General features: G+C 65.0%; 16 protein-coding genes. 4 read left to right on the top strand and 12 right to left on the bottom strand.

From position 1 onward, the window contains the following. Positions 1-17 precede the first annotated feature (17 nt). Positions 18-311: an HPr family phosphocarrier protein gene (locus tag ASPU41_RS16180; RefSeq protein WP_069951772.1), complete on the bottom strand. Its 294-nt coding sequence runs from the start codon at positions 309-311 to the stop codon at positions 18-20. A gap of 204 nt (positions 312-515) precedes the next feature. Here ASPU41_RS16180 and ASPU41_RS16175 point away from each other — a divergent pair, with 204 nt between their 5' ends. Further along, on the top strand, positions 516-1,283 hold the full coding sequence (locus ASPU41_RS16175) for a GntR family transcriptional regulator (RefSeq protein ID WP_197515860.1): 768 nt from the start codon (positions 516-518) through the stop codon (positions 1,281-1,283). Between the two features lie 131 nt (positions 1,284-1,414). On the opposite strand, the gene qcrB is transcribed toward ASPU41_RS16175, so the two are convergent. The 4 genes from qcrB to ctaE all read right to left on the bottom strand — a co-directional run bounded on the left by qcrB (position 1,415) and on the right by ctaE (position 5,789). Continuing rightward, a complete protein-coding gene (qcrB, locus tag ASPU41_RS16170; RefSeq protein ID WP_069951770.1) occupies positions 1,415-3,094 on the bottom strand; it encodes a cytochrome bc1 complex cytochrome b subunit in 1,680 nt (559 codons plus the stop codon). Then, the gene (gene qcrA, locus ASPU41_RS16165; RefSeq protein WP_069951769.1) at positions 3,072-4,142 is read right to left on the bottom strand and encodes a cytochrome bc1 complex Rieske iron-sulfur subunit; all 1,071 of its coding nucleotides are present in this window, start codon (positions 4,140-4,142) and stop codon (positions 3,072-3,074) included. Before qcrA ends, qcrB begins: the two co-directional genes overlap by 23 nt. 101 nt (positions 4,143-4,243) lie before the next feature. Next, on the bottom strand, positions 4,244-5,029 hold the full coding sequence (gene qcrC / locus ASPU41_RS16160; RefSeq protein WP_069951768.1) for a cytochrome bc1 complex diheme cytochrome c subunit: 786 nt from the start codon (positions 5,027-5,029) through the stop codon (positions 4,244-4,246). Positions 5,030-5,114: 85 nt separating this feature from the next. Beyond that, entirely contained in the window at positions 5,115-5,789 is a 675-nt protein-coding gene (gene ctaE / locus ASPU41_RS16155; protein WP_442856204.1) for an aa3-type cytochrome oxidase subunit III, read from the bottom strand. A gap of 112 nt (positions 5,790-5,901) precedes the next feature. Here ctaE and trpD point away from each other — a divergent pair, with 112 nt between their 5' ends. Beyond that, a complete protein-coding gene (gene trpD, locus ASPU41_RS16150) occupies positions 5,902-6,960 on the top strand; it encodes an anthranilate phosphoribosyltransferase (protein ID WP_069951766.1) in 1,059 nt (352 codons plus the stop codon). 55 nt (positions 6,961-7,015) lie between these two features. Here trpD and ASPU41_RS16145 read toward each other — a convergent pair whose 3' ends face one another. Continuing rightward, a complete protein-coding gene (locus ASPU41_RS16145) occupies positions 7,016-7,297 on the bottom strand; it encodes an Lrp/AsnC family transcriptional regulator (RefSeq protein WP_024368097.1) in 282 nt (93 codons plus the stop codon). Positions 7,298-7,395: 98 nt separating this feature from the next. Then, positions 7,396-7,830, bottom strand: a complete 435-nt coding sequence (locus ASPU41_RS16140) for a DUF3054 domain-containing protein (protein ID WP_069951765.1) — start codon at positions 7,828-7,830, stop codon at positions 7,396-7,398. A gap of 400 nt (positions 7,831-8,230) precedes the next feature. Here ASPU41_RS16140 and ASPU41_RS16135 point away from each other — a divergent pair, with 400 nt between their 5' ends. Continuing rightward, entirely contained in the window at positions 8,231-10,411 is a 2,181-nt protein-coding gene (locus ASPU41_RS16135) for an elongation factor G-like protein EF-G2 (RefSeq protein ID WP_083266567.1), read from the top strand. 208 nt (positions 10,412-10,619) lie between these two features. Here the strand turns inward: ASPU41_RS16135 and ASPU41_RS16130 are convergent, their stop codons facing one another. The 5 genes from ASPU41_RS16130 to ASPU41_RS16110 all read right to left on the bottom strand — a co-directional run bounded on the left by ASPU41_RS16130 (position 10,620) and on the right by ASPU41_RS16110 (position 15,938). Then, complete coding sequence (locus ASPU41_RS16130; protein WP_083266566.1) at positions 10,620-11,798, bottom strand: phytase; 1,179 nt, start codon at positions 11,796-11,798, stop codon at positions 10,620-10,622. A gap of 121 nt (positions 11,799-11,919) precedes the next feature. After that, a complete protein-coding gene (locus ASPU41_RS16125) occupies positions 11,920-12,183 on the bottom strand; it encodes a hypothetical protein (RefSeq protein WP_069951762.1) in 264 nt (87 codons plus the stop codon). Positions 12,184-12,403: 220 nt separating this feature from the next. Next, complete coding sequence (locus ASPU41_RS16120; RefSeq protein ID WP_069951761.1) at positions 12,404-13,903, bottom strand: FAD-dependent oxidoreductase; 1,500 nt, start codon at positions 13,901-13,903, stop codon at positions 12,404-12,406. Further along, the gene (locus tag ASPU41_RS16115) at positions 13,900-14,400 is read right to left on the bottom strand and encodes a cysteine hydrolase family protein (protein ID WP_231941100.1); all 501 of its coding nucleotides are present in this window, start codon (positions 14,398-14,400) and stop codon (positions 13,900-13,902) included. Before ASPU41_RS16115 ends, ASPU41_RS16120 begins: the two co-directional genes overlap by 4 nt. Before the next feature lie 635 nt (positions 14,401-15,035). Next, on the bottom strand, positions 15,036-15,938 hold the full coding sequence (locus tag ASPU41_RS16110; protein ID WP_069951760.1) for an SRPBCC family protein: 903 nt from the start codon (positions 15,936-15,938) through the stop codon (positions 15,036-15,038). Positions 15,939-16,571: 633 nt separating this feature from the next. Here ASPU41_RS16110 and ASPU41_RS16100 point away from each other — a divergent pair. Next, complete coding sequence (locus ASPU41_RS16100) at positions 16,572-16,799, top strand: DUF6480 family protein (protein ID WP_069951758.1); 228 nt, start codon at positions 16,572-16,574, stop codon at positions 16,797-16,799. Positions 16,800-17,218 lie beyond the last annotated feature (419 nt).

Below are 17,218 nucleotides of genomic sequence, written 5' to 3'. Positions count from 1 at the left end.
GGGGGTCGGTGTGAGGCTCAGCGGGACCGGGCGGACTCCAGCAGCGCCCGGAGGCCATCCAGGGCCTTCTCGACGTCGTCAGGGCTGTAGCGGTCCGGGACGGCGTCGGGGCTGACGGCAAGCTCCACCATGCAGCCGAAGTGGAAGTCCTCGGTCATGACTTCGAGCAGGGAACGGGCGTCGACTCCCGGCCGGCCGTCCTTGCTAATGGTGACGGGCAGTCCGGTGTCATGGACCGCGCGGACAAAAAGCGCCGCGGGCCGGGCGTGCAGTCCAATGGCGGCCTGGACGATTGCGTTCCGAACGGGCAACGGGACTCCCTTGTCTCTCATCGGCCCTGTCTCTTGTGGGCGTTATGCGGCCGGCGGCATACCGGCGGATTAAGCCTAGCCGGGGCCGGGTTTCCGGGCGAACCAAGACGAGGGGCTGGTCTAGACCTGTGGGCGGCGTGGCTTAACCTTGAGGTATGACTCATTCCGGAAGGCAGCGCAGTGGCGCCCTCTGACGCCGCGGGCATGGCCGGCGGGATCGACCGCAACAACGGCACGCCCATCTATGTCCAGCTACGGGAAATCCTCCGGGCGCACATTGTCAGTGCCTGCCCGCCGGGGTCGGCGCTGCCCTCGGAGCGGGACCTCGCCGTGCGCTTCGGACTGGCCCGGATGACGGTCCGGCAGGCCATCGACGCGCTCGTCGGCGAGGAGGTCATCGAGCGTGTGGTGGGCCTGGGCACCTTTGTCCGCAAATCCAAACTGGACCTGCAGGTCAAGCTGACCTCCTACAGCGAGGAAATGCAGCGCCGCGGTATGGTTCCGGCCGCCAAGGTCCTCAGCTTCGAGCAGATCGGGGCCAGCGCCTTCCTGGCCCGGGAACTCCAGCTGGAGGAGGGGACGCCCCTGGTGCGGTTCCGCCGTCTCCTGCTGGCGGACAACGAGCCCATGAGCGTGGACGAGAACTTCATCCCCGCCCACCGGGTGCCCGGACTGCTCGACGGCGAACCGCCGACCTCGCTCTACAACGTGCTGAGCGAGCGTTTCGGACTGGTGATGGAGTGGGGAGAGGACATGATCGAGGCGACGGCTGCCTCGCCGTCGACAGCCCGCCTGCTCAATGTTGAAGTGGGATCGCCGCTGCTGAAAATCCAACGCCATGCCTTCGTGGCCCGGGCGATGGTGGACTACTCGGTGTCCTACTACCGTGCCGACCGCTACAAGCTCTGGGTGCCCCTGCAGCGGCCCGGCGTCCGCCCGACCCGCAACTACGCCTCGGGCTACCGGCCCTAGCAGCAGCGCGGGGTCACGCCGCGCCCATCCGGAGCCACTCATCGGCGCGAAGTGATTCCGGGTTGCTCCCTTGGCATGCAGAAAGGCCCGGTCCTGACGGACCGGGCCTTTCTGGTGTTCACTGCTGCCGGTTAGCGGCTCAGTGTCTTCTGGGCCTCGGCGGACTCGATAGCCTCGTGTTCGCCGTGGTGGCCATGGGCCGCCGCAAGCTCAGCGGGCGTTGCCGGGGCAACCCGGTCCTCGAAGAACAGCTGGGAAAGCTTCGCACGCCGCTTTTCCTTGCTGTCGACGACACCGTTTTCGTTCGGCTCCGCGGGAAGCGGAGACGGTGACTCGAAGCCGACGAGCTTGTAACGCTTGTACTCGTCCAGCGGGGCGTGAACCTCGATGAACTCGCCGTGCGGCAGGCGCACGATGCGGCCGGTTTCGCGGCCGTGCAGGGCAATCTCGCGGTCCTTGCGCTGCAGGGCCAGGGCAATGCGCTTCGTGACAATGAAGGCGATGATAGGGCCGATGAAGAACAGTGTCCGCAGCCAGTAGGTCACATCGTTCAGCGACACGTGGAAGTGCGTGGCGATGAGGTCCGAGCCTGCTGCTGCCCACATGACGCAGTACCAGACGAAACCGGCCATGCCGATGGCGGTACGCGTCGGGGCGTTTCGCGGACGATCCAGGACGTGGTGCTCGCGGTCATCCTTGGTGATCCAGCGTTCGATCCACGGGTAGGTGAACATCACGGTGAAGAGGATTCCCGCAGGCACCAGGGCCGGGAGCAGCACGTTGAAGCTGAAGACCTGGCCGAACCAGACCTGTTCGATCCGCCAGTCACCGAGAATGCCCGGCATCAGGCGAAGAGCGCCGTCAACGAACCCGATGTACCAGTCAGGCTGGGTACCGGCCGAGACGGGGGAGGGGTCGTAGGGGCCGTAGTTCCAGATCGGGTTGATGGTGAAGAACCCGGCCATGAGGGCCACAACACCGAACACGATGAAGAAGAAGCCGCCGGCCTTGGCCGCGTAAACCGGGCCAAGCGGGTAGCCGACGACGTTGCCGTCGTTGCGTCCCGGGCCGGGGTACTGGGTGTGCTTGTGCACGACGACCATAAAGAGGTGCATCACGATCATCAGGAGGATGAGCGCCGGCACCAGCAGGATATGGAGCATGTACAGACGGCCGATGACGACCGTGCCGGGGAATTCTCCGCCGAAGAGGAAGAACGAGATGTACGTTCCGATCACCGGGATGGACTTGATCACGCCGTCAATGATGCGCAGGCCGTTGCCGGAGAGCAGGTCATCGGGGAGGGAGTAACCGGTGAAGCCGGCAGCCATGGAGAGGATGAGCAGCACGCCGCCCACCACCCAGTTCATTTCGCGGGGCTTGCGGAAAGCGCCGGTGAAGAACACCCGGAGCATGTGCACGGAGACCGAGGCCACGAACAGCAGCGCGGACCAGTGGTGAACCTGGCGCATAAACAGACCGCCGCGGACATCGAAGGAGATGTCCAGCGAGGAGCTGTAGGCCACCGACATTTCGACGTTCTTCAGCGGGGTGTAGGAACCCTGATAATGCGTCTCCGCCATCGAAGGGTCAAAGAAGAACGTCAGGAAAGTGCCCGAGAGCAGCAGGATGACGAAGGAGTACAGTGCAACTTCACCGAACATGAACGACCAGTGGTCCGGGAAGACCTTGCGGCCGAATTCACGGAGAATCCCCGAGCCGCCGACGCGCTCGTCAACGAAGTTGGTGATGCGGCCGCCCTTGGTCTTGGCGACGAAGGCGGGGGCATTAGGCGTTGACGTTGCGCTCATGCTCATCACGCTCCCAATAGCTAGGTCCAACAGGTTCTTTGAAGTCGCTTGTGGCGACCAGGTAGCCCTCGGAGTCAACCGCGATAGGCAGCTGGGGGAGAGGCCGGCTGGCCGGGCCGAAGATAACCTTGCATTCCTGGGTCAGGTCGAAGGTTGACTGGTGGCACGGGCACAGCAGGTGGTGGGTCTGCTGCTCATACAGGGCAACAGGGCAACCGACATGGGTGCAGATTTTGGAGTACGCGACGATTCCGTTGTAGCCCCAGTCCTCGCGGCCGGCGGAAGGGTTGAGCGACTCGGGGTTCAGGCGCATGAGCAGAACGACAGCCTTGGCCTTTTCGTTCAGTTTGCCTTCGTGAAGTTCGTTCAGGCCTTCCGGAATGACGTGGAAAGCTGAACCGATGGTCACATCGGAGGCCTTGATGGGTGTGCCGTCAGGGTCACGGGTGAGCCGCTTGAGCTTGCCCTCCTGGGGTGCCCACAATGTGTGCGCCAGTGCTTTGTCAGGACGCGGACCCAGGTCTCCGAAGACGGCGAGGGCCGGCAGGGGAGCCAGCGCCACGGCGCCCAGGAGGGTGTTCCGGATCAGCGGGCGGCGCTTGATGCCGGTCTCCTCAACGATGTCGTCGACGATCCGGACTGCAGCCAGGCGGTCATCCTCGGTGCGGATTGCATGACGCTCTTCCGAGACTTCATGGTCCGGCATGAGGGCCTTGGCCCAGTGCACGATTCCAGTGCCGATGCCGAGCATGGCAAAGGCGGTGCCCAGGCCCAGCAGCATGTTTTGTAGCCGGATGGTCGCGATCGAGCTGTCATCTCCCAGATCGATGGCAAAGTACGCCACCAGGAAAATCAGGGTGCCAACGACCGAAGTCCCGAATAGAAGGGCTACCTGCCGTTCTGCTCGCTTTGCGGCCTTCGGGTCCGTGTCAGCCAGGCGCAAACGATGCGGAGGAAGTCCAGGATCCTGGAACTTCTCCACCTCATTCTGACCAGCCGTAGCTACGGTGCCCGAGTGGTTCGGACTGCCGTCACTATGGTTGCCCATAATTCGCCTCATCCCTCTCTCGTCTCGGCGAGTGCCGAGTTAGCTTTCAATTCAGACTGCTGACAGGTCAGCAGAAAACTCTTACAGGTGGAACAGTTGGCCTAGGACGTCCGGGACGTCAGCCAGATGGTGAAGGCGACAATGACGCCCAGGCCCGCGATCCAGACAAACAGACCCTCAGACACCGGCCCCAAGGCACCCAGATCCGCGCCGCCGGGGGAACCGTTGGCTTCGATCTGCTTCAGGAAGGTGATGATGTCGCGCTTGCCTTCGGGGGAGATGTTGGCTTCGCTAAAGACCGGCATGTTCTGCGGGCCGGTAACCATCGCCTCATAAATGTGCTTGCCGGAGACGTCCGCCAGGGCCGGAGCGAACTTGCCCCGGGTCAGCGCACCGCCGGCAGCGGCAGCGTTGTGGCACATGGCGCAGTTCACGCGGAACAGCTCGCCACCGGCAGAGGCGTTGCCCTTTTCGTCCAGGACACCTGCTTCGGGGATCGACGGGCCGGGGCCGAGCGTCGCAACGTAAGCGGACAGCTGGTGGGTCTGCTCCTCGTTGAACTGGGCGGGCTTCTTGTAGGCCTGCGGGCCGTTCATCTGCATGGGCATGCGGCCGGTGCCGACCTGGAAGTCAACGGCGGCGGCGCCGACGCCTACCAGGGAGGGCCCGTCTTTGGACCCGCTGGCGCCCATGCCGTGGCAGGTGGCGCAGTTGGCGGCAAAGAGCTTGCCGCCTTCCTCTGCGTCATTTGCGCTGAAGCTGGTGGTGGCTTTGGCCTGGTTGACGCTGCTGGCAACGGCGTACAGCCCACCAGTGACCAGGAGGCCCATCAGCAGCAGCGCTATTGCTGCCAGAGGGTGACGTCGCTTCTGCGAGAGTGCCTTCACGTGGTGGTTCCTTTTTTCGATCCTGCGTTGGCTCCGGGAGCCACTTCTTGAAATTCTGCCTCTTGTAGAAAAAGAGTCAAGTTCGCTACTTGAGGACGTAGATGACCAGGAAGAGGCCGATCCAGACGACGTCGACGAAGTGCCAGTAGTACGAGGTGACAATCGCTGAGGTTGCCTCGAAGTGGCCGAACTTCTTCGCTGCGAAGGAGCGGCCCATGATGAGGAGGAAGGCAACCAGGCCACCTATAACGTGCAGGCCGTGGAAGCCCGTGGTGATGTAGAACGCCGAACCATAAGCGTTGGAGGAGAGCGAGACATGCTCGGAAACGAGCATGGCGTACTCAGCCGCCTGGCCGGCCACGAAGAAGGCACCCATGATGAAAGTCAGGGTGAACCACTCGTTCATTCCCCAGCGGGTGAAGCTGAGGGGTCCGCCGCTTCGACGCGGCTGAAGCCGCTCAGCGGCGAAAACGCCCATCTGGCAAGTAAACGAACTTGCCACGAGGACGATCGTGTTTACGAGCGCAAAGGGAAAGTTGAGCTTGGCTGTCTCTTCGGCCCACATCTGTCCGGAAGTCGAACGGAGTGTGAAGTACATGGCAAAGAGACCGGCGAAGAACATCAACTCACTGGACAGCCAGACTACGGTTCCAACAGAAACCATGTTCGGGCGATTCAGCGTCGGGTGCGCCGGGGTACTGGGGGCATGGGTCGCAGATGTCACATAGACATTATGTCTATAAAACTCGCTCCTGCCCAACGCAAACCGCGTTTTCGGGGGACTTTTTCTACAAAGACGCGAATTCGCGCGGAAAAGATCCCGGCGCCGTTCACATTGGTCATTGCAGGGCGCACCTCGATAGCATCGGAACGTGACTTCTCAGGCATCTGCACAGGCGGCAGGCAACACCTGGCCGCGGCTCATCAACGCACTCATTGACGGTAGGGATCTCACCGCCGGAAATACCGAGTGGGCGATGAACTCGATCATGTCTGGGGAGGCATCGCCCGCCCAGGTTGCCGGCTTCCTCGTGGCACTGCGGTCCAAGGGCGAGACGGTGGACGAACTTGTCGGCCTGGTCGACGCGATGATCGCGAATGCGAGCCCTATAGATATAGCAGGGCAAAAACTGGACATCGTTGGAACCGGCGGCGACCAGCAGAACACAGTCAACATCTCCACCATGGCCGCCCTGATTGCCGCCGGTGCCGGGGCCAAGGTGGTTAAGCACGGCAACCGTGCCGCTTCCTCCACGTCCGGCTCGGCCGACGTCCTGGAGGCCCTGGGGGTCAGGCTGGACCTGCCGATTCCGCGCGTGGCGCTCAACGCCGAAGAGGCCGGGATCACCTTCTGCTTCGCCCAGGTATTCCATCCCTCGATGCGGCACGCCGCCGTCGCCCGCCGTGAACTTGGCGTGCCCACGGCTTTCAACTTCCTCGGGCCGATGATCAACCCCGCCCATGTCCAGGCCTCGGCGGTGGGTGTCGCCAATGAGCGGATGGCCCCGCTGGTGGCCGGGGTGCTGGCGAAGCGCGGCAGCCGCGGACTGGTGTTCCGCGGCAATGACGGACTCGATGAACTGACGACCACCGGTCCGTCCCGTGTGTGGGAGATCCGGAACGGGGCGGTGCGCGAGGAAATGTTCGAACCGCGGGACCTCGGGATCCGCCAGGCCACCCTTGAGGAGCTGCGCGGCGGTGACGCTGCGGCCAATGCCGCCGTCGTGCGTTCCGTGCTCGCCGGGGGCCATGGTTCCGCGCGCGATGCCGCGCTGCTGAACGCGGCAGCCGGGCTCGTGGCCTTCGATCTCGATGCCGTCGGCCCGTTCAACGAGCGGATGGCCGCCGCGTTGAAGCGGGCGGTGGAGTCCATCGAGTCGGGTGCGGCGGCGGCCGTGCTGGACCGGTGGGTCGCGCTCTCGCGCAGCTGAACAGTCCGGTGAAACCGGGCCGGCGGGGCTTTCCTCCGCCGGGACCCGCCGGGCCCTACTGTTCGAAGCCGAGGGCGAAGGCTGCGTCCAAGTCGTGCTGGGAATAGGCGCGGAAGGCGATCTGGGTGGTGGTGTGGACAACGCCTGGGACCTTGGAAAGCTTGTCCGCGATGACGTCCGCCAGATCCTCATGCTTCGGAACGCGGGCGATCGCAATAAGATCCCACTCGCCGGTCACGGAGTAGACCTCACTGATGCCCTGGATGGCGGAGATCTCTTCCGCGGTCTCCGGGATGCGGGAAGCGTCTGTCTTAATCAGGACGAAAGCGGTGACCACGTGTGACCTTTCCGGATCTGTTGCGCCGTTGCCGACCAATTTTAGGCTCCCGGATGCTGCCTCCGGGGCCTTGGCCATCTCCCTGCCAGCCTAGTCCATCAGACCCCGCGGCGGCGTGTGGTGCGCCGCCGGACCACCGAGGCCAGCAGGCGGTATCCGAGCAGGAAAAGTCCCAGGCTGAGCAGGGCCACGATGACGAACGGCAGAACCACAGTCTGCCCGGTAACAGCCCGCAGGGCCATGCCAACCGCGACCGTGCCGAGCCAGACGCCGACGCCGGCAGGCCAGAGGGCCAGGGGCGCACGCCACAGGCGTAGGGCCAGCCACGCCAGTGCCGCCCCGGCGAGGAACGGCCAGGCGGTGGCAAGTACGCCGGTGATGATGTCCCCGCGCTGATGGGCGTCCCGGCCGATGGCGGCAAAGGTGAGGATCAGTGCGGCATCGGCGCAGGCGGCCAATACCGCGGTCCGCCTGGGCGCCGTCGCCGCTCCGGTCGCGGAAGGGCGGGGGGCGCGCGGCGTTGAAGAAGACATGCCTCCAAGCCTAGCCGGGGGCGGGGGGCCGGCGGGCGGCGGCAGCGCGCCGTCGTGCCCGATAGCCGGCCGGCCAGGCGATCACCGTGCGGTTTGAAAATGAAGGGGCGAACTTTCAGTGTGTTGGGCCAGCTGATCGGCGGTCCCGGCCCGGAGGGTTCCCGCCGCGCCATGCAGGCCATGCTGTCAATGCTGTCAATGCAGAAGCTTGACAGCGCCGCTTTGCAGAAGGCCTGCGACGGGAGCTGAATCGGAAACCGGGCCGGATTGCCTGTGGTGAAGATGTCCTTTGCATCTTGCCGACAGTTCGTCCCAGGGTGTCCAATCCAAGGAGACAGCCACACGACGCGCGGAGGCCGGCGGATTGGTCCGGCCGACGAATGCAAACCGGGAGGTTCACATGCCCGCGAAAGATGCAAAGGTTCCGGCGAGGGCCGCCGCCCGGGGCGCGGCTGAACTCCGGCGGGCCGATACCACCGAGGCGCTACCTCCCGAAGAGCCGGAGCAAATCCGGAACGTGGCGCTGGTTGGTCACTCTGGATCCGGAAAGACGATGCTGGCCGAGGCGCTGCTGGCCGCAACGGGTGCGATTGCGCGGAAGGGCTCGATCGCCGAAGGCACCACCGTAAGTGACTCGGAGCCGGCCGCGATCCACCAGCAACGCTCCGTCGCACTCTCCGTGGTGCCCGTGCTGGTTGCTGGCATCAAAGTGAATCTGCTCGATACGCCGGGCTACCCGGACTTCGTCGGTGAACTGCGCGCCGGGCTGCGTGCGGCGGACGCGGCGCTGTTTGTCGTCTCGGCGGTCGATGATATTGACGCTGCCACGACGGCCCTCTGGGCAGAATGCCAGCGGGTCGGGGTGCCGCGGGCGGTGGTCATCAGCAGGCTGGACCATCCGCGGGCGGACTTCGAAGCGGCCCTCGAACGGTGCCAGCGGGCTTTCGGCGACACGGTGCTGCCGCTCTGCTTGCCGGTCCGCAAGGGGGCGGAGATCACCGGAATGCTGGGGCTGCTCTCGGGCACCGTTTCGGTACAGCCCGCGGGTGACGGGCTGCCCGCGCACCGGGACGCCGACGACGTCGAACGCGCCTCCTCGGAGACGGCGCGGGGTGCTCTCATCGAAGGCATCATCGCCGAGAGCGAGGACGAAACTCTGATGGAGCGCTACCTCGAAGGCGAGGAGATCCCTCCCGAGGTCCTGGCCGGCGATTTGGAGACGGCGGTCGCCCGCGGATCCTTCCACCCGGTGATCGCCACCTCCGCCGAGACCGGCGTGGGGCTGGCGGAACTCCTGGAAATGGTGACCCGAGCTTTCCCGGCTCCCAAGGAGTGCCGGCAGCCGGCGGCCTCACGACTCGACGGAACCCCTGCCGTGATCCCGGACGGAGATCCCGGGGGGCCGTTACTCGGCGAAGTGGTGCGCACCACGATCGACCCGTTCCTGGGCCGGGTCTGCCTGGTCCGGCTCTTTTCCGGCACGTTGCGGGAGGACACTTCTGTTCATGTGGCCGGTCGCGGCCTGGCGGACCGGGGACACGCCGACCACGACAGTGATGAGCGCGTCACCCACCTGTATTCCCCGCTGGGGGCCAGCTTGCGGCCCGTGCCCTACAGCGTGGCCGGGGACATCTGCGCGCTCACGAAACTCGGGCCGGCGGAGACCGGCGACACAATTTCGGCCCGGGAGCTGCCGCTGCTGATCCAGCCGTGGGAGATGCCTGATCCGCTGCTGCCTGTTGCGATCGAGGCGGCCTCGCACGGCGACGAGGATGTCCTGGCCCGGAGCCTGGGAAAGGTCGCGGCCGGGGACCCGACGCTCCGGGTGGAACGGAACGCCGAAACCCATCAGCTGATCCTCTGGTGTATGGGCGAGGCCCACGCGGACGTCGTCCTTGGCAGGCTGCGCGAGCAGGGCGTCAAGCTGCAGACGGTCGAGGTGGTGACGCCGCTGCGGGAGACGTTTGCCGCGCCGGCGGCGGGCCACGGCCGGCATGTCAAACAATCGGGAGGCCACGGTCAGTATGCCGTCTGCGACATCGAGGTTGAACCGCTGGAACGCGGCAGCGGGTTTGAATTTGTCGACAAGACCGTGGGGGGAGTCATCCCGGGGCCCTTCATCAGTTCGGTCGAGAAGGGCGTGCGGGCACAGATGCAGAAGGGTGTTTCCGCCGGCTTCCCGGTGGTGGATATCCGGGTGAACTTGCTCGGCGGCAAGGCCCACAGCGTGGACTCTTCTGACGCGGCCTTCCAGGCTGCCGGCGCACTGGCACTGCGGGACGCAGCGGCAGCCGGGCGTATACAACTGCTGGAGCCCGTCTCGGCAGTGACCATCAGCGTTTCGGACGAGCACGTGGGCGCGGTGATGAGCGACCTCTCGTCGCGCCGGGCGCGCCTGACCGGTACGACGTCGACGGGGGGAGACCTGACCGAAATCACTGCCGAAGTTCCGGACCAGGAGCTCCTGCGGTACGCGATCGAGCTGCGTGCCCTGACCTCGGGAAGCGGCCGCTTCGGCCGGAGTTACCTGCGGCACGAACCCGTGCCCGCGGCCGCTGCCCGGGCGGCGACGAAAGACTGAACACCTCCCGAAACGCTGGCAAGAGCGCCGGCTGCCCCCACTTCAAGACAGAGCTGAGGGGCAAGTATTTCGGATTCGACGTGCTGCAGACGGTGTTGGTGTCATCGTGGACCACCAGCCCTGCCGAAGTTGCTGGTGGCGGAGGACATGGAGACGTCGGTGTCGGCCACCGCTTTGAGATTGTGGGCCCGCACCTTGGGACGCGTTGTCATTTGAGAACAGAGTCCAGCGGAACGTACTTCAGGTTTGACGTGTCGCCACCGGAGTTGGATTCGTCGTGGACTACCAGCAGCCCCCGCTCGAACGGCGGCCCGACATTCGCAGTGGTGACATCCAGGCCGTCGGTTCCCGTTACCGCGTCGACTGACCCGTTTTCGGTGACCTTAAAGCTCTTAAGGAACGGATTGTTTCCGGCCCGGTCGTAGATGGCGATGGTTGAGCTGCCCTGGCTGGAGACGAAAAGGTACCCTGCCCCGTCCTCGCCGTAGGCGATGCTCATCCCCTCGACGTCTGCCTCCAGCCGACCCGCCCCGACCTTGTCCACCGAGCTGCGGTCGGTTCCGGCGTCCGGTTCCGCCTCGTACTTCCAGACGCCGAGGCCCTCCTGGGCGACGTACAAGTGGCCGAGCTCATCGTCGGCTACGCAACTCTCGGTGATGCTGCTGACCGGCAGTGTCCTGACAAGGCTGGCGTCCACCTTGCCGGCCCCGTCGTCGAGCAGTTCGAACTGCTGGACCGAGCCCGGGCCGTTGGGAGTCACAAAGGCGTAGAACTTACCGCTGGCCCTGCTGCGGTACATGCAAAACCCGTAGTTAGGTGCCTGGGTCCCGATGCTCCGGGCCGCGACCGGTGAGAGCGTCCTGGCTTCGGTGTCCAGGGACCACAGCGAAAGCGTGTTGTTGGACCGGTTGTTTCCTCCCACCAGGACGATCGGCGTCCCCGACGACGGGAAACCGGACCGCAGGTCAACGTTGCCGATCATCCCGTCCGGCCTGAACTCGAGGAGTTTGCCTGTCATGTCGAAGACGCCGATACCTCCTCCCGAGCTCGACTTGTTGTCAGCCAGCACCAGGCTGTTGGCCGGGGACGCGCGGTCCACCCAAATCGCCGAGTCATCAGAAATGTCGCCCGAACCCGAGAACCCCTCGGTCTCGAAGACAGGTAGCGCGCTGGGTTCAGCCAGCGGAGGAGCGGAGTGCTGGCTGGGTGCGGGAGTTACCCCGACACTGGGCGCCGGTGAGGTGGCGGTGGGCGCCGGGGCTGGCGACGGACTGCAACCGAACAACCCCGGGATCAACAGGGCGGCGAACGCGAGCGACAGCCCTGCAGGTCGGGCGTGGTTGGGCATTGCTCGCTCCCTTGGCGTATCCGTGACGATCATCGTCATGGGTGGCGTCTTGGGAGTATGTGAGCACCACGCTGCCCCTGTCAAGCATTCGGGCCGAACCGCAACCGGCCCGCCGCAGGAGCGGCGGGCCGGTGGGTTGCCCGGGGAGAGCCGCGCCCCCTCAGTGGTACGGCCCGACCGGCGGCACCGGGTGGCCTACCGGCGAGGACGCCGCCACGCCTTTGATGAAGGACTGATCCTGCGGGGAGAGGGGGAATTGGCCGTTTCGATCCACTCCCTCCAGTTCTTCGTGCGAACCCCTCGCCCGGATGAGGGCTTCCGTCACACTCCTTGGCAGGATGACGGTGCCGGGATTGGCCCGGATCCATTCCTGGGTCTGTGGATCCAACTTGTTCCACAGGTTTTCTACAATTGATGCGCTCACTGTTCCTCCAACCGGAAGTTCCAACGGGGAAGTGTGTAGTAGCAACGAAGTCCGAACGGGGCGCGGCGGCGGCTTCCCCAATTTGGTAGCTACCTGCAACCGCCACGCGCCACCGGCTATTAACCATTTTGCCCGTGCCCGGCATGCGGCTCAACAACCGGTTCTCCCAACCATCCGCAGCGCGCCGGTGATCGGGGAGTCTGCCTGATGCCTGGCTCTGTCAGTCCGCGGCCGGGAGCCTCTCGGTGGTGGGACCTTGGAGGACCTCACCGGCGGGGGTGAAGCGGGAGCCGTGGAGTGGGCAGTCCCAGGTTTTTTCGGCGTCGTTCCAACTCAGAATTCCGCGCAGGTGGGTGCAGACCGCCGATACCCGGCAGGTGACCCCGTCCACGGTGGACACGGCGACGGGCTTGCGCCCCCGCCGGACTATCGTGCCTGCACCCTCGCCGGGGACAGTCCTTGTTTCGGTTTCGGGTTCGGCCGTTTCAGCCTTCGCCCACCCTTCTGCCATGGCCTTGACGGTGTCGGCATTGAGCGCGACTGCGGCGGCGGCCCCGGCAGGTGACGTGATCCTGTGGTGGAGGACGTTCGCCCACGGGAGGTCGCCGCCCAGGATCTCGGCGGTGATGGCCAGCGAAGCTGCGATGCTGTTGCTCATGCCCCACTTGTTGTAGCCGGTGGCGAAGAATACCTTGCCGCCGCCGCGGGGCATTTTTCCGAAAAACGGCATAAGGTTCGTGGCCTGGTAGTCCTCGCCCGACCACGTGTTGGTCGGTTCCGCCCCGGGAAAGTTATGTCGCGTCCAGTTCAGCAACTCTTCGAGGCGGGCCTTGGGTGAGGGCTCCCTGCCGACCTGATGACCGTTGCCGCCGGCGATGAGCAGCTCCTCGCGGCCGTTTGGGTGCGTACGGAGCGAGCGGCCGGGCGTCTCCGCAGAGAGGTACATCCCCAAAGGGATGGAGGTCGAGGCCGGCACCCGGAACGCCGCGGCATAGGACTGGGAGGCCTTCAGCTTGGCGAAGTACAGGCCCCGGTCCAGGATCGGGATGCCCGTGGCCAGCACTGTCCGCCGGGCGTGAACATCCCCGGCATCGGTCCTGACGGCACCGTCCCTGCCCGTGCTGATACCCCGGACCCGGACGCCTTCGACGAGGACACCGCCGTGGGCGCGGAAGTCGGACGCGAGGGCCTCAAGGACGTCCATCGGGTTGAACTGGGCCTGGTCCGGTAGTCGGATGGCGCTGCGGGTACTGAACGGCAGCCCAGCATCCCCGGCGGCCTCCTCCACTGCCAGCCCCGCAGCCTTGCCGACTGCCAGCTCGGCCCGGATGCGGTCTGTCCCTGCGTCGGTCACCGCAAAGGTGTAAGCGTCCCGGCGCTGGAACGGCACCGCCCTCTCCTCTAAAAGCCGGAGCAGCCAGGCCTGGCCTTCCTTGTTGGCTTCCACATAGGCGTTGACGGTCTTTTGGGAGTACTGCCCACGCAGGGTGGACAGCACGGTGCCCTGAAGGAGGCTCAGCTTCGCGGTGGTGTTGCCTGTGGTCCCCGCCCCCACGGATCTGGCCTCCAGGACTGCGACGGTCATACCGGACCGTGCGAGCAGCAGGGCAGTTGCCAGTCCGGTAATGCCGGCCCCCACGACAACCGTGTCGTAGGAGGCATCCGGTACAAAATCGTCGACCGGAATAGCCCGGTCTCCGTCCAGCCAGAGTGAAGTCATGATCTCCCGTCCTGTCCTGTCCTATCCTTGGCGGCCGCAGCAAGAATCTCCGCGATCTGCGTGGTGGTGAGAATCCTTTGGCGATACTCCTGGCAGAGGATGTCCTGCACGGCAGCGGCAGCCTCGGCGTTTTCGGAAGCCGTTGCCTCGGCGGCATACATCACACGGATGTTGTGGCCGAACGCATCGGCGGCGGTCTGGGCGACGCAGTTGTGCGTGGAGACGCCGGCGAGCACGATCGTGTCGGCATCCCAGTTACGTAGCCGCAGGAGCAAATCTGTTCCGAGGAACGCGCTGTCCCGGGTCTTCACCAGCTGCGGCAAACCCGCAGTCGTGAGCCCGGAAACGAATTCAGCGGGGGTGGTACCCCGGAAAATGAAACCCTGATCGTCGTCGAGCATGTTGACCGTCCAGGTTGATTTGTCCTCCTCATGTTCGGTGCGCACCAGCAGGACTTTGTGCCGTTCTCCTGCGCCGTGGCGATCACTTGGTTGCACGCCGACGTCAGCTTCGCCTGGCTGGCGCCCAGCGCCGGATCTTCAAAAAGGCGTTCTGCATGTCAACGACCAGTACCGCGATCATCTGGGCTGCCTGATTGTCGGTCGATTGGTCGGCCCGGCGGAGCGACCTGGACGACGGGCCGCCCCGTCCGCGACGCCAGACCAGAGCAACGGCGGCGATGGCGGACCAGGGCTGCGCCGATGACGTACGGTGCGTAGTCCACACGCGTGTCCTTCGCCGCCGGCGTCTCTCCGGTGCCCGGATGCACAGGACCGGGAGGGGTCGTGGTGCCCGTTGGGGTGGCCTCGCTGAAGCGGGACTGACCGCTGCCGTCACGAGCGACGGGCCGCCCGCCGCGGCGCTTCCTGCCGCCGACGGCAACAGGAGGCCCGCAGCCAGTACAAGTGCGGCAACGAAGAAGCTGAGAAATGATTTCATCGGGTTCTCGTTTGGCGTCGGCGGGGCCCGTCCGTCCGGGGCTGCAAACGTCCCGCCGGACAGTCCATGCCGGCGATGTTAGTCAGCACGGCAACGCGGGCCCCGCCAGTTTTCCTCGACCTGTCCCTGCGGCTGACGGCGCGCCGCGCATCCCGCGGCATGCAAATAACTGCTCGCATGCCGCGGGAATCGCTCAGTGCTGTCCCAGGCTGCCTCCGGCCGGCGGAACAGGTCCTGTCCGGTCGTCGGTGCCGGCACTCCGCTGGGCGGCGCTCTTTGTGTCGCTCAAGGCGGTCCCGTCCGAATCGCCCTCGACATCAACAAGCCCATTTGTCTGGTCGAAGGGCTTCCCAATGGTCCGGTCGGCGGCCTCATCCTCGGTAAGAGTCGGGTCCTGGGGTATTCCTTCACCCGGGAAAACGCTTCCCGCCGTCCCGGTCGGTGGCATGGTGCGCGGGGCAACACCCTCGCGGGTTGGGGAGGCAGGCTCGTCACTCTTTTGTCCCGTGGCGGCGGCAACACCTGCGGCTGCTGCAGCCGCGAGTCCCACGCCGGCTATCACCTTGCCGGAAACGCCGGTTTTCCCGCTGTCTCCGCGTGATCCCGCCGCGGCCTCAACGCCCGGAGTACCTGCCGAGGTGCCGCTTCCAACTGTTCCGCGCCAGGCGCCTGTCGCGTAGCCTTCGTCCTCGATGAAGGCCTTGAACCGGTTGAGATCGTTCTCGGCCTGTTTCTCCACGATATTCAGCTTGTCGCCCACCTTTTCCACGAGGCCTTCCGGCTCATATTCGAGTGACAACTGCACCGACGTCTGCCCGCCGCCCAGGTCTTCGAACGTCACCGATCCTGCGTTCGTGGCACCTTCCGTGGCAGCCCATGAGACTTTCCGGTCCGGTACCTGCTCAAGGATTTTGGCCTCCCATTGCCTGCGTACCCCGGCGATCTCGGCAACCCACTCGAGCCGGTCGTCGCTGAGCTGTTTGACGCTCTTGACCCCACCCATGAAATGGGGAAATTCCTCGAACTGCGTCCACTGGTTGTAGGCCACACTCACGGGAACATTGACCAGAACCCGATTTTCCACCCTGGTGCTCACGATGTCTCCTTATGACTGGATTTTGGGGAAACTGACGAGGCGAATAATTCATCAGTGTGCTTACTATATCCGTCGATGTGCCGCCCGGCCAGAGGCTCACCATTCGCCGGGGTGGCCCGGTCAGCCGCGACCCATGGACGACGAAGGATCACTTTCCCCCTCGGAGGGGTCCGCGCGAAGGCCGCCGGGGTCGGGAACGTCGCGCGGGGGAGGCGCATCCGCTTCTCGGGCTTGAGTCGACCCGGCGCCCGAATCGTTCCCGTCCCCCCCGTCCCCGCGGAGGATATTCCCGGAGGTCCCTTGGCCTGGCGCTTGCGCCTGCGCAGATTCAGGGGCGCGGCCCGGGTTGCCGTCGCGCACGTCCCCGGCGTTGGATCCTTCGCTGATTGAGGAGTGGACCTTGATTCCCTCGTCAGGGTCGCCTGGCTCTGGTGCGTGGGCGTCATCGGTCGGTTCCGATAGCCCGGCCAAATCCCGGAGGGCGTCCTCGGCCGACCTCCGGATGTTGTCTCCGATTCCCATCAGCTTGCTCCTTCGCTACGTTCCCTCTCGGGTGTCCGGTCTTGACAGAACCAGAATTATCAGCAGGCTTACCAATAGTCCATAGTCAACCGGTGCGAGGAGTTGGGTCCGATGAAAACGAACGGCCTAGGCGGCAACGCGGAGAAGGGCAGGGAGCGGGCGGCCTCCGCTGAAAGCGCCGGCCCGGCCGACGAAACACCCTCGGACCCGGCGTCGTCGCCGAACCCGGATCCGCTGAAGGGGAACATCACCGGGCTCGAACCCGGAGGCGGTGTGCCGCCGGGCGAAACTCCGCCCGCGGAGGATCAGATGAGCGCTGACCAGGGGCACGAGGAGTAGGTCCCGCTCCGGGGCACTACCAGGTGCCCGCATTCTGCCTGTCCGATTCCACTCTGTAGGACTACCATGCGCCGCGAGAACGTAGAAGGCTTGAATTATAAGTAGGCTTATGTTTCTCTGCTTCCAAGTCCTCTCGGCACTAGAATCCAGCCGATCGGCCCGCAGGCTCCATGGGAGCCGCCGATCCGCGTTGCCAACTCGAGTGAGACAGGACGAAATCCCGTAGCTCGCCATGTCTATTGAGATTCTTGCCAACAAAACTGAGTGTCCTTTCTCAATTTAGTTGGCCACCTTGACGTGGGAAAAGGCCAGATAAATTGAGACGGATGGGGTAGGAACCGTCTCAATTTAGTTGGCCATTCCGTATGGAACGCTCGGCGTCCTTGTCCCGCGGGGCTGAGGCCCGGTGTCGCTGAGTG

The organism is Arthrobacter sp. U41 (assembly GCF_001750145.1).
In the GTDB taxonomy this organism is placed as follows: domain Bacteria; phylum Actinomycetota; class Actinomycetes; order Actinomycetales; family Micrococcaceae; genus Arthrobacter.
This window is presented reverse-complemented; position numbering and strand designations above follow the sequence as displayed.